The following is a 21,620-nucleotide window of genomic DNA, read 5'->3' on the forward strand; positions in this document are numbered from 1 at the left end:
TAACAATGAATTTAAGTTGTTTGAACAATATTAGAAATGGGGCAATTCCTTTTGAATTGCCCCATTTTTTCAAATACTGGCAAACTTCGGAGTAGATAAATGAGCAAACCCGACAATTGGACAATTGAAGACGCAGAAAAGTTGTATGGCGTTAAACGCTGGAGTGGCGATTATTTTGAAATTGGTCCTAACGGAAATTTGCATGTTACCCCTGATGTAACAAATGCTGAAATGCGCATAGATTTCAAAGATGTAATTGAAGAAATTAAGGAAGAAGGCATTCAGTTTCCTGTGGTTCTTCGCTTCCATGACATTCTGCGCTCACAAGTAGCATTGTTAAATGAAACCTTCATTAAAACCATTAAAAATGCCGATTACCAAGGACAGTATCGTGGTGTCTATCCGGTAAAAGTGAATCAGATGCGCGAAGTGGTTGAAGAAATCGTCGATGCCGGAAGTAAATATGCCTATGGCTTAGAAGCTGGTTCTAAAGCCGAGTTGCTCACGGTATTAGCTTACAACACCAATTTAGATTCACTCACTATTTTGAATGGTTATAAAGATGAAGAGTTTATGCGCCTGTCATTAATGGCCCGTAAACTTGGTCGCAAAATCATTGTGGTAATTGAAAAGTACTCCGAGCTGTTGTTGTTAGTCAAATTAGCCAAAGAACTGGATATTGAACCTATTATAGGACTGCGCTCTAAAATGACCGTAAAAGGTCAAGGAAAGTGGGAAGGTTCTGGTGGTGATAGAGCTAAATTTGGGTTAACCAATACAGAAATTATTCAAGCTGCCCGTTATCTTGAAGCAGAAGACATGGGCCAGTGTTTTAAACTTCTGCACTTCCATATCGGTAGCCAATTAACCGATATACGAGCAGTTAAAGACGCCATAAGCGAAGGGGCAATGATTTACTCTGAATTGCACCACATGGGCTTCAAACTTGATTATGTTGATGTAGGTGGTGGTCTTGGAATCGACTATGACGGCAGTAAATCGACTAATGATTCCTCACGCAATTATACCATTGCCGAATACGTTGCTGATGTTGTGTTTGGCATGAAGGAAGTATGTGATCTTGAAGGTGTACCTCATCCTACTCTTGTAACTGAAAGTGGCAGAGCGATTACCGCTCACCATAGCTGTGTTGTGGCTGAAATCGTTGGTGAGATCCGTTCCAATAGTGCGGAAATGGAAACCGACTTTGAAGAACACGAGCATATCTTAGTGACCAATATGCGCGATCAAATACGTTTGTTGGAAACCCAAGAAAACCTGCAAGAAATTTTTAACGATGCATCCCAGTATAAAGAGCAAGCCATATCTGCTTTTCAACTCAGAGTCATTAGCTTTGAAGAACTGGCCAAAATTGAAACCCTGTATTGGCAAATTATGGTCAGTTTGCAAGAACGTATGCAAACCGCAGATTTTGTACCGGAAGAAATGCAAGAGTTGGACTACAACTTATCATCGCAGTATTTGTGTAATTTTTCAGTGTTCCAATCAGCGGCTGATACCTGGGCTATCGACCAAGTTTTGCCGATAGTGCCTCTTTCGAGAATGAATGAGCGACCCAATGTTAATTGTTCATTGGTGGATATTACCTGTGACAGTGACGGTAAAATCGATAAATTTGTGTTAGGTAAAGGTATTTCAGATGTTTTGCCGATGCATAAATTAAACAAAGATGAAGATTATTACCTAGGCATGTTTCTCACCGGTGCTTATCAAGATGTAATGGGTGATATGCACAACTTGTTTGGTCGTTTAAATGAAGTGCATATTTTCAGTCATGATGACGATCCCCTTGATTTTTATATCGAGGAAGTTGTTAGCGGCTCCTCTGTCGATAACGTGTTATCGATCATGCAATATAATCCGACCTTTATGGCGGCATCGGTTAAAAAATTGATTGATGCAAAAATCTCTGAAGGTGAAATTAAGCCCCGTGAAGGCGTGAAATGGACTGACTTTTACGAAAATTGCTTGAAAGGTTATACCTATTTAAAAACATCTTAGTTGAGGTTCATTAGGCAGTGTTTCGACGCTGCCTAATGATTATTTACCAGTCTGTTTTGCTAGTTGCTGCTTTTGATGCTCTTCGTAGGTTTCAAAGTAAGCTTGCCAAAATTTGGCAGTAAAGCTATTGATTAAATTTGATTCGGCATTCATCAACATGGCGTAGCCGACTTCCTGATCGGGTGCGAAAGACACATCCGCGCGATACCCTTTCACCCAACCACCATGATAATTTAGTTTGTGGCCGTTAAAGTCGTAGATCCGCCAACCCAACCCATAATGGGCATCTTTTAAAAATCGACGCCAATCTCGTCTGCGTAATTCTCTTTTCGTTTTAATTCTTTCTGAAGTCACGGTTTGTACTATCTCAGGGGGAATAATTTGTGGATATTCCCCTAACATTGCACGAACCCAAATAGCCATGTCTTCAATACTTGCATTTACACCAGCCGCAGGGCCGAAACGGTAATAATCATCTTGGACTTTGGTTTCACGCCATTTTGAACGAGTGATTGCAACATGGGGTTTTGCCCACTTAGGTGAACTCTGTAGCCCTTGTCTGCCTGTGCTGGCGTTGGGCATCTTTAATGGCTTAAATATGCTCTTACTCAACTCTTTGCCATAACTACTTTTATGGTTAATGTAATAGTCTTCAAGGACACCAAACAAGGCGTTTTGGTAGGTGTAACATTTGCCAGGAGAACATAAGGGTTCTAACTTTGCCAGCTGACCTAACACGCGTTTTAGGGAGTAGTTAGCTTCAATTAAATTGTCGTAGGCATTGGGAATATAACCACTGGATTGACTAAGTAAATGGCCTAGGGTGATAGGATTGGGATCTAAACGGTTAAAACCATATTCAGGTACGATTTCAAGTAAGGGAGTTTGCCAAGTGAATTGTTTTTCAGCGACTTTTTTAGCCATCAAAACACCTGCGAAGGTTTTCGACACTGAGGCTAATCTAAAAACCGTATCGCCATCAATCTTTTCACCAAAATTTTCAGTTAAACCATAGCTAATTATTTTGGCAGGCTCACCTTTTCGCACGAAAACAAGAATATAGCCAGGCACATTGTGCTTCATAGCTTGTGCTTGGGTTTTTGAGGCAAAATCGTACAGCCACTTGTCTTCCTCGGCGAAAGCCGATGGGCAGCTAATAACGGTTAAGCAAAAAAGGAAAATTAACGTTAAACATCTCATCCCTCTAAGGATACTAGGTGAAAGAAAACGACACAACTGACAAATGAGTTCATGGCTTGAATGAAGTTATTATCTATCAGTTCCGTTTTCAGCGCGTTTTATTCATTTTTTGCAGGTAAACTGAACCCAATTAAGCTAAAAGTAACGGTTATGAATACACTGCAAATATATCAACAAGCGCGCAAATCACGGGATCCTCGTTTCGATGGGCAGTTTTATGTTGCGGTGAAAAGTACAGGCATATTCTGTCGGCCAATTTGTCCCGCACCAACACCAAAAGAAGAAAATGTTGAGTATTACCAATTAGCCCCTTTGGCTATGCAAGCAGGTTTTCGACCTTGTTTGCGCTGTCGACCTGATAGTGCCCCCGGTTCCTATGCATGGAAGGGCACGACGACGACTCTTGAGCGAGGCGTAAAATTGCTACGCGCTCACCCTGAACTGACGGTGACCGATATTTGTAAGAAATTAGGGGTAAGCGACCGTTATCTACGGGAGCTATTTCAACAAAAATTAGGCATATCACCCAAAAAGTTTCGATTATTTGATCAGCTGTTAATTGCTAAGAACTTATTGCACAACAGCCATTTGAGCATTGAAGATGTAGCTATCGCGAGTGGATTTTCCAGCGCCCGTCGATTACAAGCGAACTTACATTCCAACTTACAGCTCACACCCTCTCAGATCCGCAAGAATGGACCAAATAAACCCCTTTCAGTTAATCAAGAAGATTCTGCTTCCTTGCAAATTCAACTAGCTTATCGAGCCCCTTACAATTGGGCACACTTTATAGACTTTTTAACGCTTCGGGCTATAGCTGACATTGAGACTGTAACTGAAAATAGTTATGGCAGAAGCTTTGTTTACGGCAATGCAAAAGGGTACTTTGTTGCCAGCTTAAACCCGACTAAACACTGTTTTGATATTGAACTTAGTATCAACGATTTAAGCTATTTTCAGGGAGTTGTTCTACAAATTCGTCGCTTGTTAGACTTAGATTGCGATCCACAGGTGATTGATGCTTGTTTACAGGCCACCGGCTTACCCCAAGACGTTATTGCTTCAGGTATACGGATCCCTGGTGTTTGGAGCGTTTTTGAGGCTAGTTGTCGAGCCGTGTTAGGGCAACAAATCTCAGTGAAAGCCGCGGTAAACTTGGTTTCACAATTAGCCCAAGAATTGGGGGGACGTTACCAACAACAACGTCTTTTTCCTACACCAGAAGCCGTAGCTGAATCGGATTTAAGTTTTCTAAAAATTCCCGAAAAGCGCCGACAATGTTTGCGAGATCTAGCTCAATTTTACTGCCAAAATGGTGTGTTTGACGAGATGCAAAGTATCAAAGGAATTGGCCCTTGGACGGTGGCTTACGCAGCTATGCGTGGGCAATCAAATCCTGACATCTGGCTAGATTCCGATTTGATAATAAAAAAGCAAATTCAAAACCACCTTCTAGTACCCGATGAAGCGGCTCCGTGGAGGAGTTATCTTACTTTTCAATTATGGAATATGGCATGAATGAAACCAGTGATTTAAATTACAGTTACCTAGACACACCCATTGGACAACTGGAAATATGCGCCAATAGTCGCGAGGTTGTTTCCATATATTTTTCTGATCCCCAGCAAGGTACATATCCAAGCAATGCCATCACTAAAGAGGCGCTAGCTCAACTCAAAGCATATTTTGCAAGAAAGTTAACTCGATTTGAATTACCGTTAGCAGCACAAGGAACAGCGTTTCAACATCAAGTTTGGCAGGCGCTAGCTACTATTCCTTATGGTTCAACATGCAGTTATGCTGACATCGCTAATCAACTACAAAACCCTAAGGCGGTTCGCGCAGTTGGGGCGGCTAATGGGAAAAATCCACTGTCTATTGTAATCCCTTGTCATCGAGTCATTGGTAAAAATGGTACTTTAACGGGTTATGCTGGTGGGTTAGGCCGCAAGTCATGGTTATTAGACTTTGAACAGGGTGCTGAGTAAAAAACGTAAACCCTGGCAATTAGGGTACGCAATAAACAATTAGGACGTAAGGTAAATGATGTAATGCGATTAAAAGATATGCTTGAACTCGTGATTTTGGGAGCGCTTTGGGGATCTTCTTTTTTATACATGCGCTCTGCAACCCCTGAATTTGGTGCGTTTGCACTTGTGGCGGTGCGCACAGGCATTGCGGCTCTGTGTTTGTTACCAATACTCTTTATGCGTAAAAAAGTCTCGGTGGTTAAGCAATACTGGCGTCCCATTTTATTTGTTGGTTTGGTAAATACCGCCATTCCGTTTGTGATGTTTAGTTATAGCACAGTGCTGTTAGGCGCTGGCATGGCCTCTATTCTAAATGCAACTGCGCCTATGTTTGGTGCCATTGTGGCATTTTTATGGTTAAAGGAACGTTTGAACGAATTGGCCGTGTTTGGGTTGTTTATCGGTTTTGGTGGTGTTGTGGTTATCAGTTTGGTGCGCACAGGCGTTGATTTGCATTTGTCTATTTTGCCCATATTTGCTGCGTTAGGCTCAACATTCGCTTACGGAATCGCTGCTTGTTACACCAAAAAACATCTTACTGGCATAAATACCCTCGCTATTGCGACTGGCAGCCAAGTGTTTGCCACCCTCGCCTTAATTCCCTTTGCCGTGGCACTTTGGCCACAACAGATGCCTTCAACCCATGCGTGGTTGCAAGTAATAGTGTTAGGTGTGGCTTGTACCGGCTTTGCTTATATTTTGTATTTTAGATTAATCGCCAATATAGGCGCATCTAAAGCCATTACCGTAGCCTATTTAGTGCCGGTATTTGGGGTACTGTGGGGAGCGGTATTCTTACAAGAAGCCGTCACTCTAGGTATGTTGTTGGGAGCCGGGTTAATTCTACTTGGTGTGAGCCTGACAACTGGTGTTATAAAATTCAAACTGAAATTAGCTTAGATGATGAATTCAAAAGTAGTAAGTACTTACACTTACTACTCTGACTTAGATAATTGCATCCTAACTATATTACGCCCGTCGCGTTTAGCTTGATATAAGGCATCGTCAGCATATCCAACTACTTCCGTTAAGGGGCGAGGAGTATCTGTGTGTGATACCCCAAAGCTAGCCGTTACCTGTAAAGATGCTGAGCCGGTTGAAGCTGTCATACTCGACATAGTTTCACGAAGCTTTTGAGCAACGTCAAAAGCCTGGTCAGGGCTAGTATCAGGCAATAAAAGCACAAATTCTTCGCCGCCCCATCGTCCTACTACATCGCCATGGCGTAAATGGTTACTCAACATGTTTGAAATTTGTCTAAGTACATTGTCACCGGCATTGTGACCGTGAGTGTCGTTAACCGCTTTAAAGTGATCAATGTCTATTAAAATCAGCCCAACTTGCTGACCTTTATCCAGCATTTCCGCGTAACGTAACTCAACTTTATTACGATTAGGTAAGCGTGTTAACGGATCTGTTTGGAAGTTCTTCTGCATGTCTTGCTTGAAGTAATACAACAAATGATAAATGATCATGAATAATGCGAATATGATCACCAACAAAGTCACGATACTGATGATAAAGCTGCGACTGATTTCAGTTTGTCTTTCTTGTAAAGGCGTTAATAAATACATAGTCCATCCAAACGGATCGACTTTAACTTCAGCAATCAGAGCGTCCATTCCTGAGGTCTTTACTAATAAATTATTGAGTGAACCCTCGGGCAGACGGTCTAAATCTATGTCTTGATACCAATCTAAACTCTCTAAGGTTTTAAAGGTTGCGTTTTCAACAATTAAATCAGGGTCGGAAGACAAAGCGATATTGTTATCTTGATCAACAAATATGAAATCATAACCATATTGGCGTTTATATTGGTCAAAAATGTCTACAAAACTATCAAGACTTTTACTGATCCCGAAGAACCCTAGAAACGCTCCGTCATCATCATATATTTTCAAATCGATATAAAAGTGTGGGTCTTGCCATTGGCCAATATCTGCTATTGCATCTTTAGGGGCTTCTTTATAGCGAAAATACCAATCAACTTCCCCTTCTACTAGGGCCAGTTTAGTACCGTCAGAATTATATTGAGTTCGGCTGCCTTCGCTAGCGATAAAGAATTCCATGTTGAACTCTTTTTCTATTCTTTTAAGCATCGAAAACATTGCACTTTCGTCAATATCTTTGTTTTTCATTAAATCTTGCAACTCTTTGGCTTTGCCTAGAGTTTGTGAAACATGCAGAGGTTCTAATAAGTGATCGATTATCAGAGTGATAGCGGGGGAAATGGATTGCTGCTGGGCTCTGCTTTGTTCGGCAACAATTTTAGACGCAGTGAAGTGAACAAGGGTCACGATTGAGATAACCACTACGGCAAATAAAATTAATATACTACGATGTAAAGTTCTAAAGGCGTTCAACGAAATCCACTTTCCATTTAATAATCTCAAGGAGCTATCTTAACTATAAGCAGCTTATACTTCTACGAATAAAAATAGAACACGCTTTAGTCAGACAAATAATATCTGCTTTGAATGATATTACTAGACCTTTTTGTGAGCTTAGTTAGAATAAATAGAATTTTAAGAATTAAGGACACTCTATGACGTTTTCAGTAGTTGTGCTTGCTGCAGGCAAAGGCACTCGCATGAAGTCAAAGTTACCCAAAGTGCTTCATCCCATAGCCGATAAACCTATGGTGCAACATATTATTGATACGGTGAACACGCTGGGCGCTGAAAACATTCATTTAATTTATGGTCATGGTGGTGAACAATTACAATCCGCATTAGCACATAACCAACTCAATTGGTGCCTACAGGCAGAGCAATTGGGCACGGGACATGCTGTTCAGCAAGCGGCTCCTCATATCAAAGATGATGAAGATGTACTTATTTTAGTAGGTGATGCACCTTTAATAAAAGCTCAGACATTACAACAACTCATTGATGTTAAACAGCAATCGGATCTTGCACTGCTGACTGTAGAGTTAGACGATCCTACAGGTATGGGGCGCATAGTCCGTGATGGCGAAAACGTTAAAGCCATTGTTGAGCATAAAGATGCAACAGCGCAACAACGACAAATAAAAGAAATTAATACTGGCATGATGATCATGGGTGGCGCTGACCTAAAACGTTGGTTGTCAGCATTAAATAGCGATAACGCCCAAGGTGAGTTTTATTTAACTGACGTGATTGAAATGGCAGCCAATGAAGGCAAGGTGATTAAAGCTTCTCACCCTACTAACTCCGTTGAAGTGGAAGGCATTAATAACCGTAAACAGCTTGCTATGATTGAACGGGCTTACCAACTAGAAACTGCCGAAAATCTGCTAATGGAAGGTCTGTATCTTTTAGATCCTCATCGTTTTGACTTACGCGGCGAATTATCATTTGGTCTAGATTGCAGCATTGACGTGAATGTGATTATCAAAGGCAAGGTTGTATTAGGAAACAATGTAAAAGTTGGCCCTAATTGTATTTTGATTGACTGCCAAATAGGCGACGATACGGTAATTGAAGCGAACTCAATAATTGAACAAGCCGAATTGCATAATGGCTGTAATGTTGGTCCCTACGGTCGACTAAGACCTGGTGCGGTGATGCACGACAAGTCTAAGGTTGGCAATTTCGTAGAAATGAAAAAAACCGTATTAGGTAAAGGTTCAAAAGCCAATCACTTAACTTATTTAGGCGATACCTTTGTGGGTGAGGGCGCGAATATTGGTGCCGGCACTATTACTTGTAATTATGACGGTGTGAACAAATCCAAAACCACTATTGGCGATGGCGCATTTATTGGTTCAAATAGTGCGCTAGTAGCGCCTGTAACAATCGGTAAGATGGCAACAGTGGGCGCAGGCTCTACAGTAAGTAGTAATGTAGACGACCATGAACTTGCTGTTGCAAGAAGTAAACAGCGAAATATTCAGGGCTGGAAGCGGCCAACTAAAAAAACCTAAACGACTCAACACCAAGTTTTTAATAGCAGTTTAAAATTATCCAATTGCTAATTAAAAATACAAAGAGGTTAGCTTAGGTTAATGCAAAGTATTTACAGGCCTTAAAGAAGGCCTGTAAATCAAATTATTGGATAGCAATTCGGAAATGTTTGAAAAATTAATCTCTCGCTTGTTTAAGCGCACTAAACCTAAAGTTACAACTAGTGCGTCTTCAGGTAATGCACCTCAAGCCAAGAGTTCGCCTGTTATTTCTTCAACAAAACGTGAATTAACAGAAACCCCGAAACAGGCCGCCCCTGCAGAATCTAACTTACCTGATATTCCGGTTCCATCGAAAAGCATCACCATAAGTGTTGCCTCGTTTAATCCTTTGGAGTTTTTGTTTTACGACTATTTATTAGGGCCCTCTGAAACCAGCACAACCCTAAACCCGTTAGAACAATATATATTAACTCGGGTTAACCATGCCCTTAAAAATCCACAAGATGTGTTAACCCATTTCCCCGTTCTGCCGCAGTCGGTGCTGACCCTGACTAATTTATTAAACGATCCTGATTTTAACTTAACCGAATTCATTAAAGTGATTGAGCAGGAGCCAAGTATTGCCAGTGAACTAATGAAAGTGGCGAATAGCCCAGCTTACAAACGTGGCGAGAATGAAATCACAGATCTGCAAAAAGCCTTTATGTTGATGGGGGCTAAAGATATAAAAGAATTTGTCTTAAATGGCTTTGTGAAAAAACTATGTCACCAAAAGCCCATTTATTTTAAAGCCTTTGGAGAGAAAGTGTGGCTGCACAGTCAAGAGGTGGCAACCCTTGCAAAGTCTCTAGCCAAAGCTCGAAATTTAAATGCCGATGCCGCCTATATTATTGGGCTAATGCATGATCTCGGCAAAATCGTTATTTTCCAATTTATGGTGGAAGCATTTCAAAAGAGTCACCCTGACTTTAAACAGGACTCATTGGTGTTCAAGAAGTTTTTGAGTCAACGCTCCATGTTACTCAGCGTTGAGTTAATGAAAATATGGAAAATGCCTTCACTAATTATTGATGTGGTAAAAGACCAAACGATTTCCATTTCGAATATCTCAGAACTCTCACCTCTATCGGCAACATTGTTTGAAGCAAACTTAATGAGCGAGATAAGTCTTACTTTCCAAGCGGGCAATTTTGATGAAGCGGCGCTGGAGGAAATGCTCAAAGATGCAATTATGAGCGAGCAAGCTAAAGAGTTACTCAAACACAATCTTGGTATTGATACAGCTGAAGAGAGTTAGCTGACAAAACTAGGGATTTAGCCAGAAAACCACAAAATCGAACAAAAAATACCCACGTATGAAAGTTTATACTTGCAAAACGTAAATTATTAACTATTATTTCTTTCGTTTTGAAACTAAAGTGCTTTCATGAGTGGATTAATCGTGCAAAAACGCAATACCCAACAACGTCGTCGAGCCATCATCGAACGACTAAATGAGCATGGAGAAGTGGCTGTAGATGCCCTATCTAAGCTTTTTTCCACCTCTGAAGTCACTATTCGAAAGGATTTATCTGAACTCGAAAGTAACGGTTTATTACTCAGAAAGTTTGGTGGAGCAGTATTATTGCCCTCAGAGTCTTCTGAATTAACCAATGAAAAACTTTCGAATCGAAAGAAAGCCATTGCCATTACAGCGGCAACGCTAATTAAAGATCATAATCGAATTATTATTGATAGTGGCAGTACTACCGCCGCATTAATACCCCATTTACCAGCCAAGCGCGGCTTAGTCATTATGACCAATTCACTGCATGTGGCGAATGACTTATTAGAGCGTGAAAATGAACCACAAGTTTTAATGACGGGTGGTACTTGGGATCAACAATCCCATTCTTTCCAAGGTCAAATGGCTGAACAAATGCTCAAAGCCTACAATTTCGATCAGGCGTTTTTAGGGGCGGCAGGCTTAGATACCCAGCGCGGTTCCACAACGTTTAACGAGTTAACTTCATTGAGCCGCACCATGGCTGAAGTCTCTAAAGAGGTGATTGTGATGGCTGAGTCTGAGAAATTACAACGCAAAATTCCCAATGTGGAATTGCCTTGGTCAAAAATTTCAATATTGGTTACCGATGATGGCATTGATGAACAAGCCAAACATCAAATTGAACAACACGGCGTAAAAGTGATTTGCGCTGCAACTCTTGAAACACATTAGGAGAAGATTATGTGTGGGATAGTAGGCGCAATCGCCGAACGTAACGTGGTAGAAATATTATTAGAAGGACTTAGACGACTCGAATATCGCGGATATGATTCTGCTGGAGTTGCGCTATTAGACGGCAATGGAAATTTAACCCGCGAGCGTCAAATAGGTAAAGTCAAAGCGTTAAGTGATGCCATTAAAGCTAATCCTGTGAAAGGGTCTACCGGTATTGCTCACACTCGCTGGGCTACACACGGCGGTGTCACCCAAAAGAACGCTCACCCACATTTTTCTAACGAACGTATCGCGGTGGTACATAACGGTATCATCGAAAACTACGAAGAATTGCGCGTGGACTTGCAAAACAAAGGTTATACCTTCGGTTCAGATACCGACACTGAAACCATTGCCCACACAGTGCACGAAGAGCTTAAAAAAGGTAAAGATTTACTACAAGCGGTACAAGATTCAGTGGGCCAATTTCACGGTGCTTACGGTACTGTGATTATGGACAAAATGGATGCAGATCGGGTGATTGTCGCTCGTTCAGGTAGCCCATTAGTTATCGGTTTAGGGATTGGTGAAAACTTCATTGCATCAGACCAAATGGCGTTATTGCCAGTTACCCGTCGTTTTATGTTCCTAGAAGAAGGTGACGTAGCCGAGATTACCCGCACAACGGTGAAAATATACGATGGCAACGGCGAACCCGTTGAACGTGATGTGTTTGACTCTGACATAGAGCATGATGCCGGAGACAAAGGCGGATATCGTCACTATATGCTCAAGGAAATCCATGAGCAGCCTACGGTTGTGCGTAATACACTGCAAAACCGTTTGGGCGAAAAAGATTTAGTCGAAGGTATTTTTGGTGCAGGCTCTGAAGCCATACTAAAAGACATTAAACATGTGCAAATTATTGCCTGTGGTACAAGTTATCACGCTGGCATGACTGCCCGTTATTGGTTAGAGCAATATGCCAATGTGTCTTGTAATGTGGAAATTGCCTCTGAGTTTCGTTATCGCAAATCAGTGGTGTTGCCCAACAGCTTGTTGGTCACTATTTCCCAGTCTGGCGAAACCGCGGATACCTTAGCAGCCCTCAGATTAGCTAAAGATGTGGGATATATGTCGAGCCTAGCCATATGCAACGTACCAGGTTCATCGTTAGTGCGTGAATCTGACATGGCATTTATGACCTTAGCAGGTGCTGAAATTGGTGTTGCCTCTACCAAGGCCTTCACGACTCAGCTTACCGGCTTCTTGATGCTAACCCTCGCTCTAGGTAAATACAATGGCATGTCTGAGTTAGACAAAAGTTCGATTATCAGTGGCCTGCATAGTCTTCCCGCCAAATTGGAAGAAACCTTAAGTTTAACCGCTGGCATTGAAGACTTAGCCGAAGAGTTTGCCGACAAGCAACATAGCTTATTCCTAGGACGCGGCGACCAGTACCCCATAGCTATGGAAGGGGCGCTAAAACTGAAAGAGATTTCTTATATTCACGCCGAAGCCTACGCTTCTGGTGAACTCAAACACGGTCCTTTGGCACTGATCGATGATGAAATGCCAGTAATAGTGGTTGCACCAAACAACGAACTACTAGAAAAATTAAAATCCAACGTCGAAGAAGTACGCGCCCGTGGCGGCATTATGTATGTGTTCGCCGATAGACAAGCTAAATTTACAAGTGACGACACCATGCGGGTTATTAATGTGCCTCATTGTGAACCCGCCATCGCCCCCATCGTGTACACACTGCCCCTACAATTACTTTCCTACTACGTAGCCGTAATTAAAGGCACAGATGTTGACCAACCTCGAAACTTGGCAAAAAGTGTTACAGTTGAGTAAGTTATTGATTTTGTTGTTGTTTTTGAAGCGTTAAAACTAAGTTGGAAAGTTATAAACAAAGATGGAAAGTGACAAACAAAGTTGGAAAGTGGATGTGAATTTTGCAGGCTGAACACTTAGCTTGGTCTGCATTATCTGTATCTTATGGAAAAGAGAGTATGAAGTTATATGTAATTGGGAATGGCTTTGACTTACATCACGGGCTCGATACTTCGTATATCTCGTTTGGGTTGTTTCTAAAAAAGCATTATTCCGATGTATATGAATTACTCTTAGAGCATTATGGATTCGAGGACATTAATTCAGAGAATCAATCAGTTATTAGAGGTCTTCTTTGGTCTGATTTCGAACATAGTCTGTCATTATTGGATACACAAACAGTTTTAGATGCACATAATGATTATCTTGCTAATCCAAGTTCCGGCGATTTTAGAGATCGAGACTGGGGAGCATTTCAAATTGAAATGGAGTTTGTTCTTGAGAAGTTAACTGTGACTTTATTCAGCGCGTTTAAAGAGTTCATCCTTTCTGTTGAATTCTCTAATCTTGATCAACTGAAAGAAATAAAACTAGTTAAAAAAGCAAGATACCTAACATTTAACTATACAGACACCCTATCAAGATACTATTCGATTTCAGATGATAATGTATTGCATATACATGGAAAAGTTGATGGAAGTGTAGATAAATTGGTGCTTGGACATGGCGTTAATCCTGATAGTTTTATAGAAAAGCCAGAGTCTCCGTCCGAAGGTTTATCCTCTGAGCATTTAGAAGCTTGGTATGAACAAATGTCGGATCAGTTTGATTATTCATATGAGCTTGGTAAAGAAACTATCAATCGATACTTCAATGAAACTTTTAAGTGCACGGAATCAATAATATCGAGTAATGCTAAGTTTTTTCGAAACCTAAAAAGCATAGACGAAGTAATAGTAATTGGCCATTCATTAGCAGATGTTGACATGCCTTACTTTAAACATTTAGCTAAATCGGTTAAACACTCGGCAAACTGGACGGTGACATTTCACGATGAAGGTGATCGAAATACACACTTCAGTAAGTTAAAAAACTTAGGTGTTAAAAATATTTCAGTAGTCAGAATGAGTTCTTTGTAGTTTGTTGACACAAACATTCGTATTAAATTACACCATGACACTTTTTATATTTTAAGCCAGAGCCACAAGGGCATTGTTCGTTTCTTCCAACTTTACCAAATGACTTTTTGCTTTCTTCCAGTTGTGCGATTTGGGCTAGATGTGAAATCAAGTCAGTCTGGTTTTCGATTTCGGTGCGCTGTTCGAGGCTTAATCCTTGGATATATGGATTCAGATTTCTAATTTCTGAAGCTGCATCATTATGTAATCCGCAATAAGCGAGAATGACAGCATATTGACTTCTCACCTGCACCATCCTGTTTATCAAACCCGCTTGATTTATAACAGGTAAAATATGTTGCTCAACTAACTCTTTTGCTCCTTCATAATCTTTCCTCGCAACAAATTCATCAGTCAAATCTTGCCCGACTCGAACCATAGAGTCTGGAGCCATTGTCATATTGTAGAATTTCATAGCATGAATGCGCGTAAATGAGGTATTTTCATCAAGCTCATCTAAAATCCGAGCGTATAGCTCCAATGCATCTGCTAGGTGTTTGATATGCTCTTGTACATTTTCAGGTCGATTGATAATCGTCCATAATACATCTGAATTTTTGCCAAGAACGTCTTTAGGGGTAATGCCCAAAATATCATAATACTCTCCAACGACTTGTTGGCATATCTGCTTGGCTTTTCTGTATTTTTTGAGCTTCCACAACGCAATAGCATAGTTATAGTTGAATATTCGTTTGTGCTCCGCATCAGGAAGTTTCGTTGAATACTCTTCTTTCAGTCGCTCAACCTCTTGAGCCTTACCATTTTCGGCTGCAAGTAATATTTTTTTCATGCCAAAAGCTACGTGCTCACGATAACTAAACTCATTTTGTGCAATCAGATGTTCCATCGCTTCAAGTCTTGGTGGAGCGTCTTGAAAGTGACCTTCCCTAAAAGCAGAGAACACTAATCCATCCAGAGCCCAAAACTTATGTTCTGCCTCTAAAACATCGGAGTTCAGAGCCGATTCTATACTCGCCAGAATATCTGTATTGATACCCATCTCATAAAACAACTCTTCACCTGAAATTGAGATAAGTGCCATAACGTCATTTAGTTTAATAAAAACTTGGGTCAGCAATGCAAATCTAGAAGTATCACGATCTTTATGTAAACTTGAGATAATCAGATCTTTTAAAGTGATTAAACTGGTTTGTATCACCTCCTCATCTAACAGGTTTAAGTGAATTAATCCCAGAGCTCTCAGAGAGTCATGCACTTTCAGCGTTTTATTCCCAAAAGCCTCTACAGCTCCTGTGGCTTTCATTTTCTTAAGATATATGACAGCTTTATTTGTTGGTATATTTAGCGAGTGACTGAGCAATGTAACTATTTCATCCGTGCTTAATCCGACGTCAGCCAAGCTAAATATTGCAAATGAATCTTGAATGACTTTATCTAAGCCTTGATAAATCCGTGAGAGAATAATTTCTTGTGCCGTTTCTGTGCTGCATTTTTGTTGTGCTAAGTCTGCACACAGCGTATCAATGTTGTTTTCGTATTCTGTAGAAGCTAAATTTGCAGCGCTTTGAACATAAAGTGGAAGGCCTCCAGTATAGTTTTTTAAATTTTCAAAACCTTGAGGAGTTCCGTATCCTCCCAGCATATTAACTACAGCTGCGATAGAATCAATATCCCAGCCCTTAAGTGTTTCTCTATGTATACCTATAAGAGATTCTAATTCTCTAACGCTCTCGTTCGGCTGACATAGGAGTACAAATTGAATCGATTTAGTTGAGTTTAATAAGTTTCTGATAGTTTCAGCTGGGATACGGTGTGAGTTATCTAAAACGAGAAGGATATTGGTTCCCTGCTGCGTAATATATGTGTCAAAGGTTCTTAAAGCATCATAGCCACTCACGCCAGGAAGAAGTATTTTTCTAAATCCATCATTGTCTGAGCCCGCGAATTTAGCAGCAAGTTCACGTACCAAAGTACTAGCGAGTGCAGGTGCAGGAATATCGCCAGTGTCATAGTAAGCACAAAGCTGTGAGCTATGGAGAACTGCTTGTGCTGCCCACGCAGTTTTTCCGGAACCGGATAAGCCACAAATAATACGTATTCTTTCATTGGATATGAGAGCCGGCTCACACATTTGGGGCACGTAGTTTTCTGGTGGCTCAGGAAAGTCTTGTAATTGAATCAGTAATTGCTCAAATAACTTAGGTAAGTTCCTAGTTTGAAATACATGTGACATGTCCTGTGAATCGCCTGTGGCTGCTAGCTGCACAAGTCCTGCCAATTTCCAGATAAGTGAGTCAGGTGACAACAATGAAAACTTCAATTTTTGGGCTTGCGTAGTGCACCACTTTGCAGCTTCAGAGAGTGACTTCCACGCTGGGGGAAGTGCAGGATCGCAACCAGAAGACGCTTTTGGTGAGATAAATTTAATATCACCAGGAAATAGTTTGTTATTGATGTTTTTCTGAAGTTGCGGACTAGGCTCTTGATTAGCTATCAATACAAATAAAGCTTCTCCTTTTCTATTTCCGTCAGTATGCTCCTTACCTAGTATGTCAAAGCGTTCTATAGCCCCAGAGACATCGCTAGGAATTATCGGTTTAGAACGAGTTTTCACTTGTATGTATATTTGTTTCTTTTTACTTAAAAGCTCTATGTCTTCATCTAATTCAACTATTGTTGACTCTATGTTTGCTTCTTGAGCTAATAACAAACAACCAACAGTATATAAATGTTGATACAAGAAACCTCTATGTACTGCCTCAATTCGAGTTAGCTGAGCTTCATCAAGAACATCGAACGAGTGTTCACTTTTTCTATCAAGCATATGAACTATATTTCCGATCTAAAGTAATGAAACAGTTAACTGACAGGATCAATTAAGCCTCTCTTACGCCAACGGTTTCCATTGACTAAGGATTCAAATTTAACTCCATTTGATAGCTCTAAATTGTCCGCATGATCGGTAACAATAATTTGCGGGCTAAAGCCATTGCTTGATTCAAGTTCATTACAATAGATAGATAGCTGACTAAAAAGGTTCTCAACCGCCTTAATATCTTCATCAACGGGACGCTCCTTCTCTGTTCTTTGCTTGGCTTCCGTGCTTTTTTGCTCATCAAAGGTATCAGCGTTATCACGTGTGAAATTAGGAAAATAAACTTGGGTTGGCTGATCTAGGAATAATAAAGAAGGGATCGCACACTTGCTTCCTAATTCAGCAAAATATTTATGTAATGCTAAAAATAACGTTACATGGCAGTAAAGCCAGTTTGCACCACTGCCCATTGAACGCAGGTAAATCTTTTCGCCTTCAGGCGTTAAATGATAAAGGTCAAAAGTCTCAAATGAGAAATGTAGGTTAATTGGCTTGTAGCTTGTTTCAAACTCAAAATGACTGCCTATATCAGTCATATATTTGTTTACCTTTATCGAAGCATTTTTTAATTCATTTTCTACATCATATTCTTTAAGACTTTCGTTGATTTGTTTTAATTGTTTTCGTAGTTCTTTCAAGCTCTTTTCTATATTAGAATCGTCAGCCATGTTTAGCGAGTCTAAAAGAGCGAAAAGTTTCGCTTTATGCATAATGATATTTTCATAAAGGCTTTTGTTTTTAGCTATTTTTTCTTCTGTGGCTTCAACATCTTCAATTTGTTTACTTAAGACCATCAATTCGTTGTTTAAATGCTCGGTATCGCGCTGAATAGTCACTAGTGAGGATTCGAACTTTGCTTTCATAGGGCGAGCTTGAGCAAGGTTGCCAGAAACCTTTGTGATAGCTTGCTGTAGCTTTTCAGCACTTAGTTGTAGCGTGTCTTTTTCAGTTTTGCAAAATGGACACACAGATGCTGAAATATGAACGTGTGTAGGTGTACTAAACTGCTTTACGTTATTAGTGAAACGTTCTTCTTCCCCGATATGTTTGTTAATTGACGCTGTTTGACGTTGTAATCTTCTCAACTCAGACGTCTTCTGGGTGCGCTCTAGTTTTAATTGATTATACCGTTGAGTAATAGCATCGGAGTTGTGGTTGATCTTCTCAGGCACTATTATTTCATCAAGTTCATCTTTAGCATTTTGCGGGTGGCGAAGCACTTTTTCCAATGAAAGCGGCTCTTCTTCAAACCCCATCAAAGCATATAGTTGACTCAACTCCGGGCCTACTTTTTGTTTGTAGCTATCTACTGCACGTTTGTTTGTTTCTTTACTTCGCTCTAAACGTCTAACTTCTGCCGTTAAACGCTCTTTCTCTTGTGATAGATGAAAGAACTTTTGATCGACTAGCCCTAGAAATATTTTGGTATGCTCAATCGCCTGATCTCGCTTTTTCTTCTCGTCGAACCGATAAAATAACGCATGCTTATTGGCAACCAAGTTTTGATGCTGAAGCATGAATGATGAAAAGCTACGAATAGATGGTCGAGGTGCTTTTTGATTAAATCGCCTATTTGCTCTAGCTGCTAAAGATTCATCGACATCATCAATATCTAAGAAAAATTCGTCTCTTATATAATGTTTAAAGTCTTCCAATGGTCTAAAGTAGTTAGCGCTAAAATAGTGTAGTTGAATTTCTTCTGTATTGAATGGCTCTATTCTACGAAAAAAAGCTTTAGTTGGAGTCTTAGGATCGCGCGCAATCACCATGCTTTTGTCATTAACAGCAAGTGCTACGTAATAAATGGTAGCACTATCAGTGATCACTCCTTTAGGTATGGTGTTTTCACCACTGCCAAAGCAGTAATCAAATATTTCAATCAAGGCACTTTTACCAGTCGATGACTTTCCGGTAACAACATTTAGCCCTGCTTGAAAATTAACAGGATGTTTGACTCCTTGCTTATCAATCACGCCGATTTCATGAATAAGGGTTTTCATCGCGGTTTCACTCCTAAAAACGCATAAATCTCGACCACTGAGTGACCGCTAAATAATTGACCTAGTTTTTCTGCACATTTTTGTTGGGTAAATACTGAATCAGAACTGTCAATTTTACTTAAAGACAAATTATTTTCATCGACTGATAGCCAGTCGTTTATTAAGCAATATTGAATACATTGCTCTGTTAAAGTTTGAAACCCATCAATTCGTTCTTGAAGGTCATAAAGTTTTGTCCGATCATCAAACACAGACCAAATTGAACTTCGCTTTTTATTGCCAAACACGGCTCCAGAAATTTTCTTACTAAAAACAGGATGACTACACAACGGGATCACTAACTGAGCAAGCAATAAATTATTTTCTGACTCATCCAAATGTTTGTAAAACGAGGCCATAAATGGACCATAATCAAATGGGTTGTACTTTAATTCGTATAAGGCATCGACAATGCTACTCATGGCTCAACCTTCCATTTCAAGTCTCTCTCCTCATCATCCATAGCATCATGCAGAAGGCCATTTTTATACTCAATCGGTGGAATATCGTTGCCCATATTTAGTGGCTGTTCTTGCATGATCTTGTTGTACAGCAACTTTGAGCTTTTAATTTCATCAGTTGCTTCAAGTTGAGCACTTGAATGTGCCAACTTGTATTTTTTCACCAATTGGTTCTGATAGGTTACCGTTTTGTCTTTATATAAAGGATATTCATCTAACTGTTCTAGAAGGGAATTTTGCAGTTCCAGCCAGTTACCTACGGCATCAGGGATCACTTCATGATGTTCTATTTCAGTTATTTTTTGGACGAATAGTCGTTCTTGATGTTTTTCAATTTCAACATCTGATGCTCCATATCCTGAAAATAACGGAAAAGTGAATTCCTTCTTACAAAGAAGAGCTGTTAATTCTTCACATTTCGCTGAAAAATCCTGTTGAGTAATGCTCCATGATTGCTGAGAAGCCTGTGCATATACAAAGCCAACTAAGCCATGAAGATAACTACTTAAGTTACTCTTGGGAATGCCAACAGGTTTAGCAGTAATATTCTTTTCTAAATCTTTTGCTTTATCAGCCTTGGTAAATAAAGTCACTTTACTCAGTACACTTTTTAACAAATCATCATCATTAGCCATTACAGCTTTTTGCAACTTGATTATTTCAGATGGCTTTTTAGCGTTAAGCTGCTTATCAGTGCGTTCGGCGAATATACTTCTTAGCACAGCCAAACGTTGCTCGGCAGTTTGTGAGTTCCAGTTGTGTAATCGTGTGGTAGTGCCAAAAGTCTGGGTTGTATGTAGCACCAAAGCGCCATATTGAGCATGACAAAACTCTGGCGCTAACCAGTTCTTGATCGTTTTCCAGAGGTTTTCATGGTGGTCGGTAAGTGGCGTGGAATAGTCTTTCACTTCCGTTTGGGTCGAAGTTAAAGCATCAGGCGACATGAGGCTCACATCACCATCTTTTTCGAACCACACGGATTGACCTTCTTCTAAAGCAAAGCACTTATCTAAGCCAATCAGTACTTGGTAATGAAAGGCTAAGGCAGTTGTTAAAGCTACATTTTTTGGAAGGCTATTACTCATTATCACTCCCTGAATTTTTCATCCCTAAATAAGCCGAGTATCTAGGCCTGCGCCCTTAAGTCTTGCGGTTAAATTTCGCATTTTACTGAATTCTGTGCCCAGACTTTGCTTTAACCCCAATTCTTCACAAAACTCTTTAGCTGTTATGTGCTTTAACTCATCAGCAAACTTGATCATTTGCAGGTGTAACTCAGCCGTATACTGATTACGAGGTGCTTCAGCTAAAGCCAGTTTGATTTACTCTAAAATCGCTTTATTAGACATTGATAAGGATTAGATTTTAACCATTTAGCAATGATATGCAAAAACTATCTTAAGGTGATCTCCTAAGCGGCTATTTTATCGAATAACATGGAAAGCCACAAAAGTAACATGGACAGGCATCCCTTAAGGTAGTGAAAATTGAGGCTTATAGTTTCTATTGGTGGTTAAACAAAGGTTTTAGTGCTCTTCTATTATTAGTAAATACATCTGATAATCATCTATTTGTGATGAATTATCGTCATTGAGAATTATTTAGCGCGAGGGCTGGCTTGCCTCTTGTGTAAAGAAACAATTGAAATGAAAAAGTGATTTAAGAGAAGGTGTTAGCCTAAAGAACTCTTTTTTCGAAGTTTTCGCTTGTAGCGTTTAAAGTATCTGTTTGTCCAGTAGCCACACTAAAATTAGCTTCAAACGTTAAAACATATCCTGCCCCTAGTTTGTGGCTGTCCATGCAAGTCGGTTCGCAATTTCGAACAAACATATATGAATTAATAGTCCACCAAAGTGTTCTTCTTGCTCAAAGCATAATTGCATCCAATATTTATTTGCCATCGCGTTTTACTCATTGTCATTTGAA

General features: G+C 40.1%; 15 protein-coding genes. 9 read left to right on the top strand and 6 right to left on the bottom strand.

Annotated features, from left to right (window positions below):
* The first annotated feature begins 99 nt into the window (after positions 1-99).
* Positions 100-2,022 carry a biosynthetic arginine decarboxylase gene (gene speA / locus ABJV04_RS13055; RefSeq protein WP_348491963.1) on the top strand — a complete coding sequence of 641 codons (1,923 nt, stop codon included), beginning with the start codon at positions 100-102 and terminating at the stop codon, positions 2,020-2,022.
* 39 nt (positions 2,023-2,061) lie between these two features.
* Here the strand turns inward: speA and ABJV04_RS13060 are convergent, their stop codons facing one another.
* Entirely contained in the window at positions 2,062-3,105 is a 1,044-nt protein-coding gene (locus ABJV04_RS13060; RefSeq protein ID WP_348491964.1) for a serine hydrolase domain-containing protein, read from the bottom strand.
* A gap of 267 nt (positions 3,106-3,372) precedes the next feature.
* Here ABJV04_RS13060 and ABJV04_RS13065 point away from each other — a divergent pair, with 267 nt between their 5' ends.
* From ABJV04_RS13065 to ABJV04_RS13075, 3 genes are all read left to right on the top strand, one after another.
* Positions 3,373-4,740 carry an AlkA N-terminal domain-containing protein gene (locus ABJV04_RS13065; RefSeq protein WP_348491965.1) on the top strand — a complete coding sequence of 456 codons (1,368 nt, stop codon included), beginning with the start codon at positions 3,373-3,375 and terminating at the stop codon, positions 4,738-4,740.
* Positions 4,737-5,210: a methylated-DNA--[protein]-cysteine S-methyltransferase gene (locus tag ABJV04_RS13070; protein ID WP_348491966.1), complete on the top strand. Its 474-nt coding sequence runs from the start codon at positions 4,737-4,739 to the stop codon at positions 5,208-5,210. The genes ABJV04_RS13065 and ABJV04_RS13070 overlap by 4 nt, the downstream gene beginning before the upstream one ends.
* 63 nt (positions 5,211-5,273) lie before the next feature.
* Positions 5,274-6,152, top strand: a complete 879-nt coding sequence (locus ABJV04_RS13075; protein WP_348491967.1) for a DMT family transporter — start codon at positions 5,274-5,276, stop codon at positions 6,150-6,152.
* Between the two features lie 35 nt (positions 6,153-6,187).
* Here the strand turns inward: ABJV04_RS13075 and ABJV04_RS13080 are convergent, their stop codons facing one another.
* The gene (locus tag ABJV04_RS13080) at positions 6,188-7,615 is read right to left on the bottom strand and encodes a sensor domain-containing diguanylate cyclase (protein ID WP_348491997.1); all 1,428 of its coding nucleotides are present in this window, start codon (positions 7,613-7,615) and stop codon (positions 6,188-6,190) included.
* A gap of 182 nt (positions 7,616-7,797) precedes the next feature.
* Between ABJV04_RS13080 and glmU the strand changes: the two genes are divergently transcribed.
* The 5 genes from glmU (at position 7,798) to ABJV04_RS13105 (ending at position 14,319) form a co-directional block, all read left to right on the top strand.
* A complete protein-coding gene (glmU, locus tag ABJV04_RS13085) occupies positions 7,798-9,159 on the top strand; it encodes a bifunctional UDP-N-acetylglucosamine diphosphorylase/glucosamine-1-phosphate N-acetyltransferase GlmU (protein WP_348491968.1) in 1,362 nt (453 codons plus the stop codon).
* 145 nt (positions 9,160-9,304) lie between these two features.
* On the top strand, positions 9,305-10,438 hold the full coding sequence (locus ABJV04_RS13090) for an HDOD domain-containing protein (RefSeq protein WP_348491969.1): 1,134 nt from the start codon (positions 9,305-9,307) through the stop codon (positions 10,436-10,438).
* 144 nt (positions 10,439-10,582) lie between these two features.
* Positions 10,583-11,359 (top strand): DeoR/GlpR family DNA-binding transcription regulator, encoded by a 777-nt coding sequence (locus ABJV04_RS13095; protein ID WP_348491998.1) that lies wholly within the window; start codon positions 10,583-10,585, stop codon positions 11,357-11,359.
* Positions 11,360-11,368: 9 nt separating this feature from the next.
* A complete protein-coding gene (gene glmS / locus ABJV04_RS13100; protein WP_348491970.1) occupies positions 11,369-13,201 on the top strand; it encodes a glutamine--fructose-6-phosphate transaminase (isomerizing) in 1,833 nt (610 codons plus the stop codon).
* Between the two features lie 101 nt (positions 13,202-13,302).
* Complete coding sequence (locus ABJV04_RS13105) at positions 13,303-14,319, top strand: bacteriophage abortive infection AbiH family protein (protein ID WP_348491971.1); 1,017 nt, start codon at positions 13,303-13,305, stop codon at positions 14,317-14,319.
* A gap of 22 nt (positions 14,320-14,341) precedes the next feature.
* Here ABJV04_RS13105 and ABJV04_RS13110 read toward each other — a convergent pair whose 3' ends face one another.
* From ABJV04_RS13110 to ABJV04_RS13125, 4 genes are read right to left on the bottom strand one after another with little or no spacing between them, the layout of a single operon-like run.
* Positions 14,342-17,143, bottom strand: coding sequence for a dsDNA nuclease domain-containing protein (locus tag ABJV04_RS13110; RefSeq protein WP_348491972.1), 2,802 nt, complete (start codon positions 17,141-17,143; stop codon positions 14,342-14,344).
* Positions 17,144-17,178: 35 nt separating this feature from the next.
* The gene (locus tag ABJV04_RS13115; RefSeq protein ID WP_348491973.1) at positions 17,179-19,194 is read right to left on the bottom strand and encodes a DUF3732 domain-containing protein; all 2,016 of its coding nucleotides are present in this window, start codon (positions 19,192-19,194) and stop codon (positions 17,179-17,181) included.
* Positions 19,191-19,655, bottom strand: coding sequence for a three component ABC system middle component (locus ABJV04_RS13120; RefSeq protein WP_348491974.1), 465 nt, complete (start codon positions 19,653-19,655; stop codon positions 19,191-19,193). Before ABJV04_RS13120 ends, ABJV04_RS13115 begins: the two co-directional genes overlap by 4 nt.
* On the bottom strand, positions 19,652-20,779 hold the full coding sequence (locus ABJV04_RS13125; protein ID WP_348491975.1) for a hypothetical protein: 1,128 nt from the start codon (positions 20,777-20,779) through the stop codon (positions 19,652-19,654). Before ABJV04_RS13125 ends, ABJV04_RS13120 begins: the two co-directional genes overlap by 4 nt.
* Positions 20,780-21,620: the final 841 nt, after the last annotated feature.

This window comes from Aliiglaciecola sp., assembly GCF_039982535.1.
In the GTDB taxonomy this organism is placed as follows: domain Bacteria; phylum Pseudomonadota; class Gammaproteobacteria; order Enterobacterales; family Alteromonadaceae; genus Aliiglaciecola.

Coding starts and splice junctions, on each gene's coding strand:
- speA (WP_348491963.1), top strand. CDS start 100: ATGAGCAAACCCGACAATTGGACAATTGAAGACGCAGAAAAGTTGTAT.
- ABJV04_RS13060 (WP_348491964.1), bottom strand. CDS start 3,105: ATGAAGCACAATGTGCCTGGCTATATTCTTGTTTTCGTGCGAAAAGGT.
- ABJV04_RS13065 (WP_348491965.1), top strand. CDS start 3,373: ATGAATACACTGCAAATATATCAACAAGCGCGCAAATCACGGGATCCT.
- ABJV04_RS13070 (WP_348491966.1), top strand. CDS start 4,737: ATGAATGAAACCAGTGATTTAAATTACAGTTACCTAGACACACCCATT.
- ABJV04_RS13075 (WP_348491967.1), top strand. CDS start 5,274: ATGCGATTAAAAGATATGCTTGAACTCGTGATTTTGGGAGCGCTTTGG.
- glmU (WP_348491968.1), top strand. CDS start 7,798: ATGACGTTTTCAGTAGTTGTGCTTGCTGCAGGCAAAGGCACTCGCATG.
- ABJV04_RS13090 (WP_348491969.1), top strand. CDS start 9,305: ATGTTTGAAAAATTAATCTCTCGCTTGTTTAAGCGCACTAAACCTAAA.
- glmS (WP_348491970.1), top strand. CDS start 11,369: ATGTGTGGGATAGTAGGCGCAATCGCCGAACGTAACGTGGTAGAAATA.
- ABJV04_RS13110 (WP_348491972.1), bottom strand. CDS start 17,143: ATGCTTGATAGAAAAAGTGAACACTCGTTCGATGTTCTTGATGAAGCT.
- ABJV04_RS13115 (WP_348491973.1), bottom strand. CDS start 19,194: ATGAAAACCCTTATTCATGAAATCGGCGTGATTGATAAGCAAGGAGTC.
- ABJV04_RS13120 (WP_348491974.1), bottom strand. CDS start 19,655: ATGAGTAGCATTGTCGATGCCTTATACGAATTAAAGTACAACCCATTT.
- ABJV04_RS13125 (WP_348491975.1), bottom strand. CDS start 20,779: ATGAGTAATAGCCTTCCAAAAAATGTAGCTTTAACAACTGCCTTAGCC.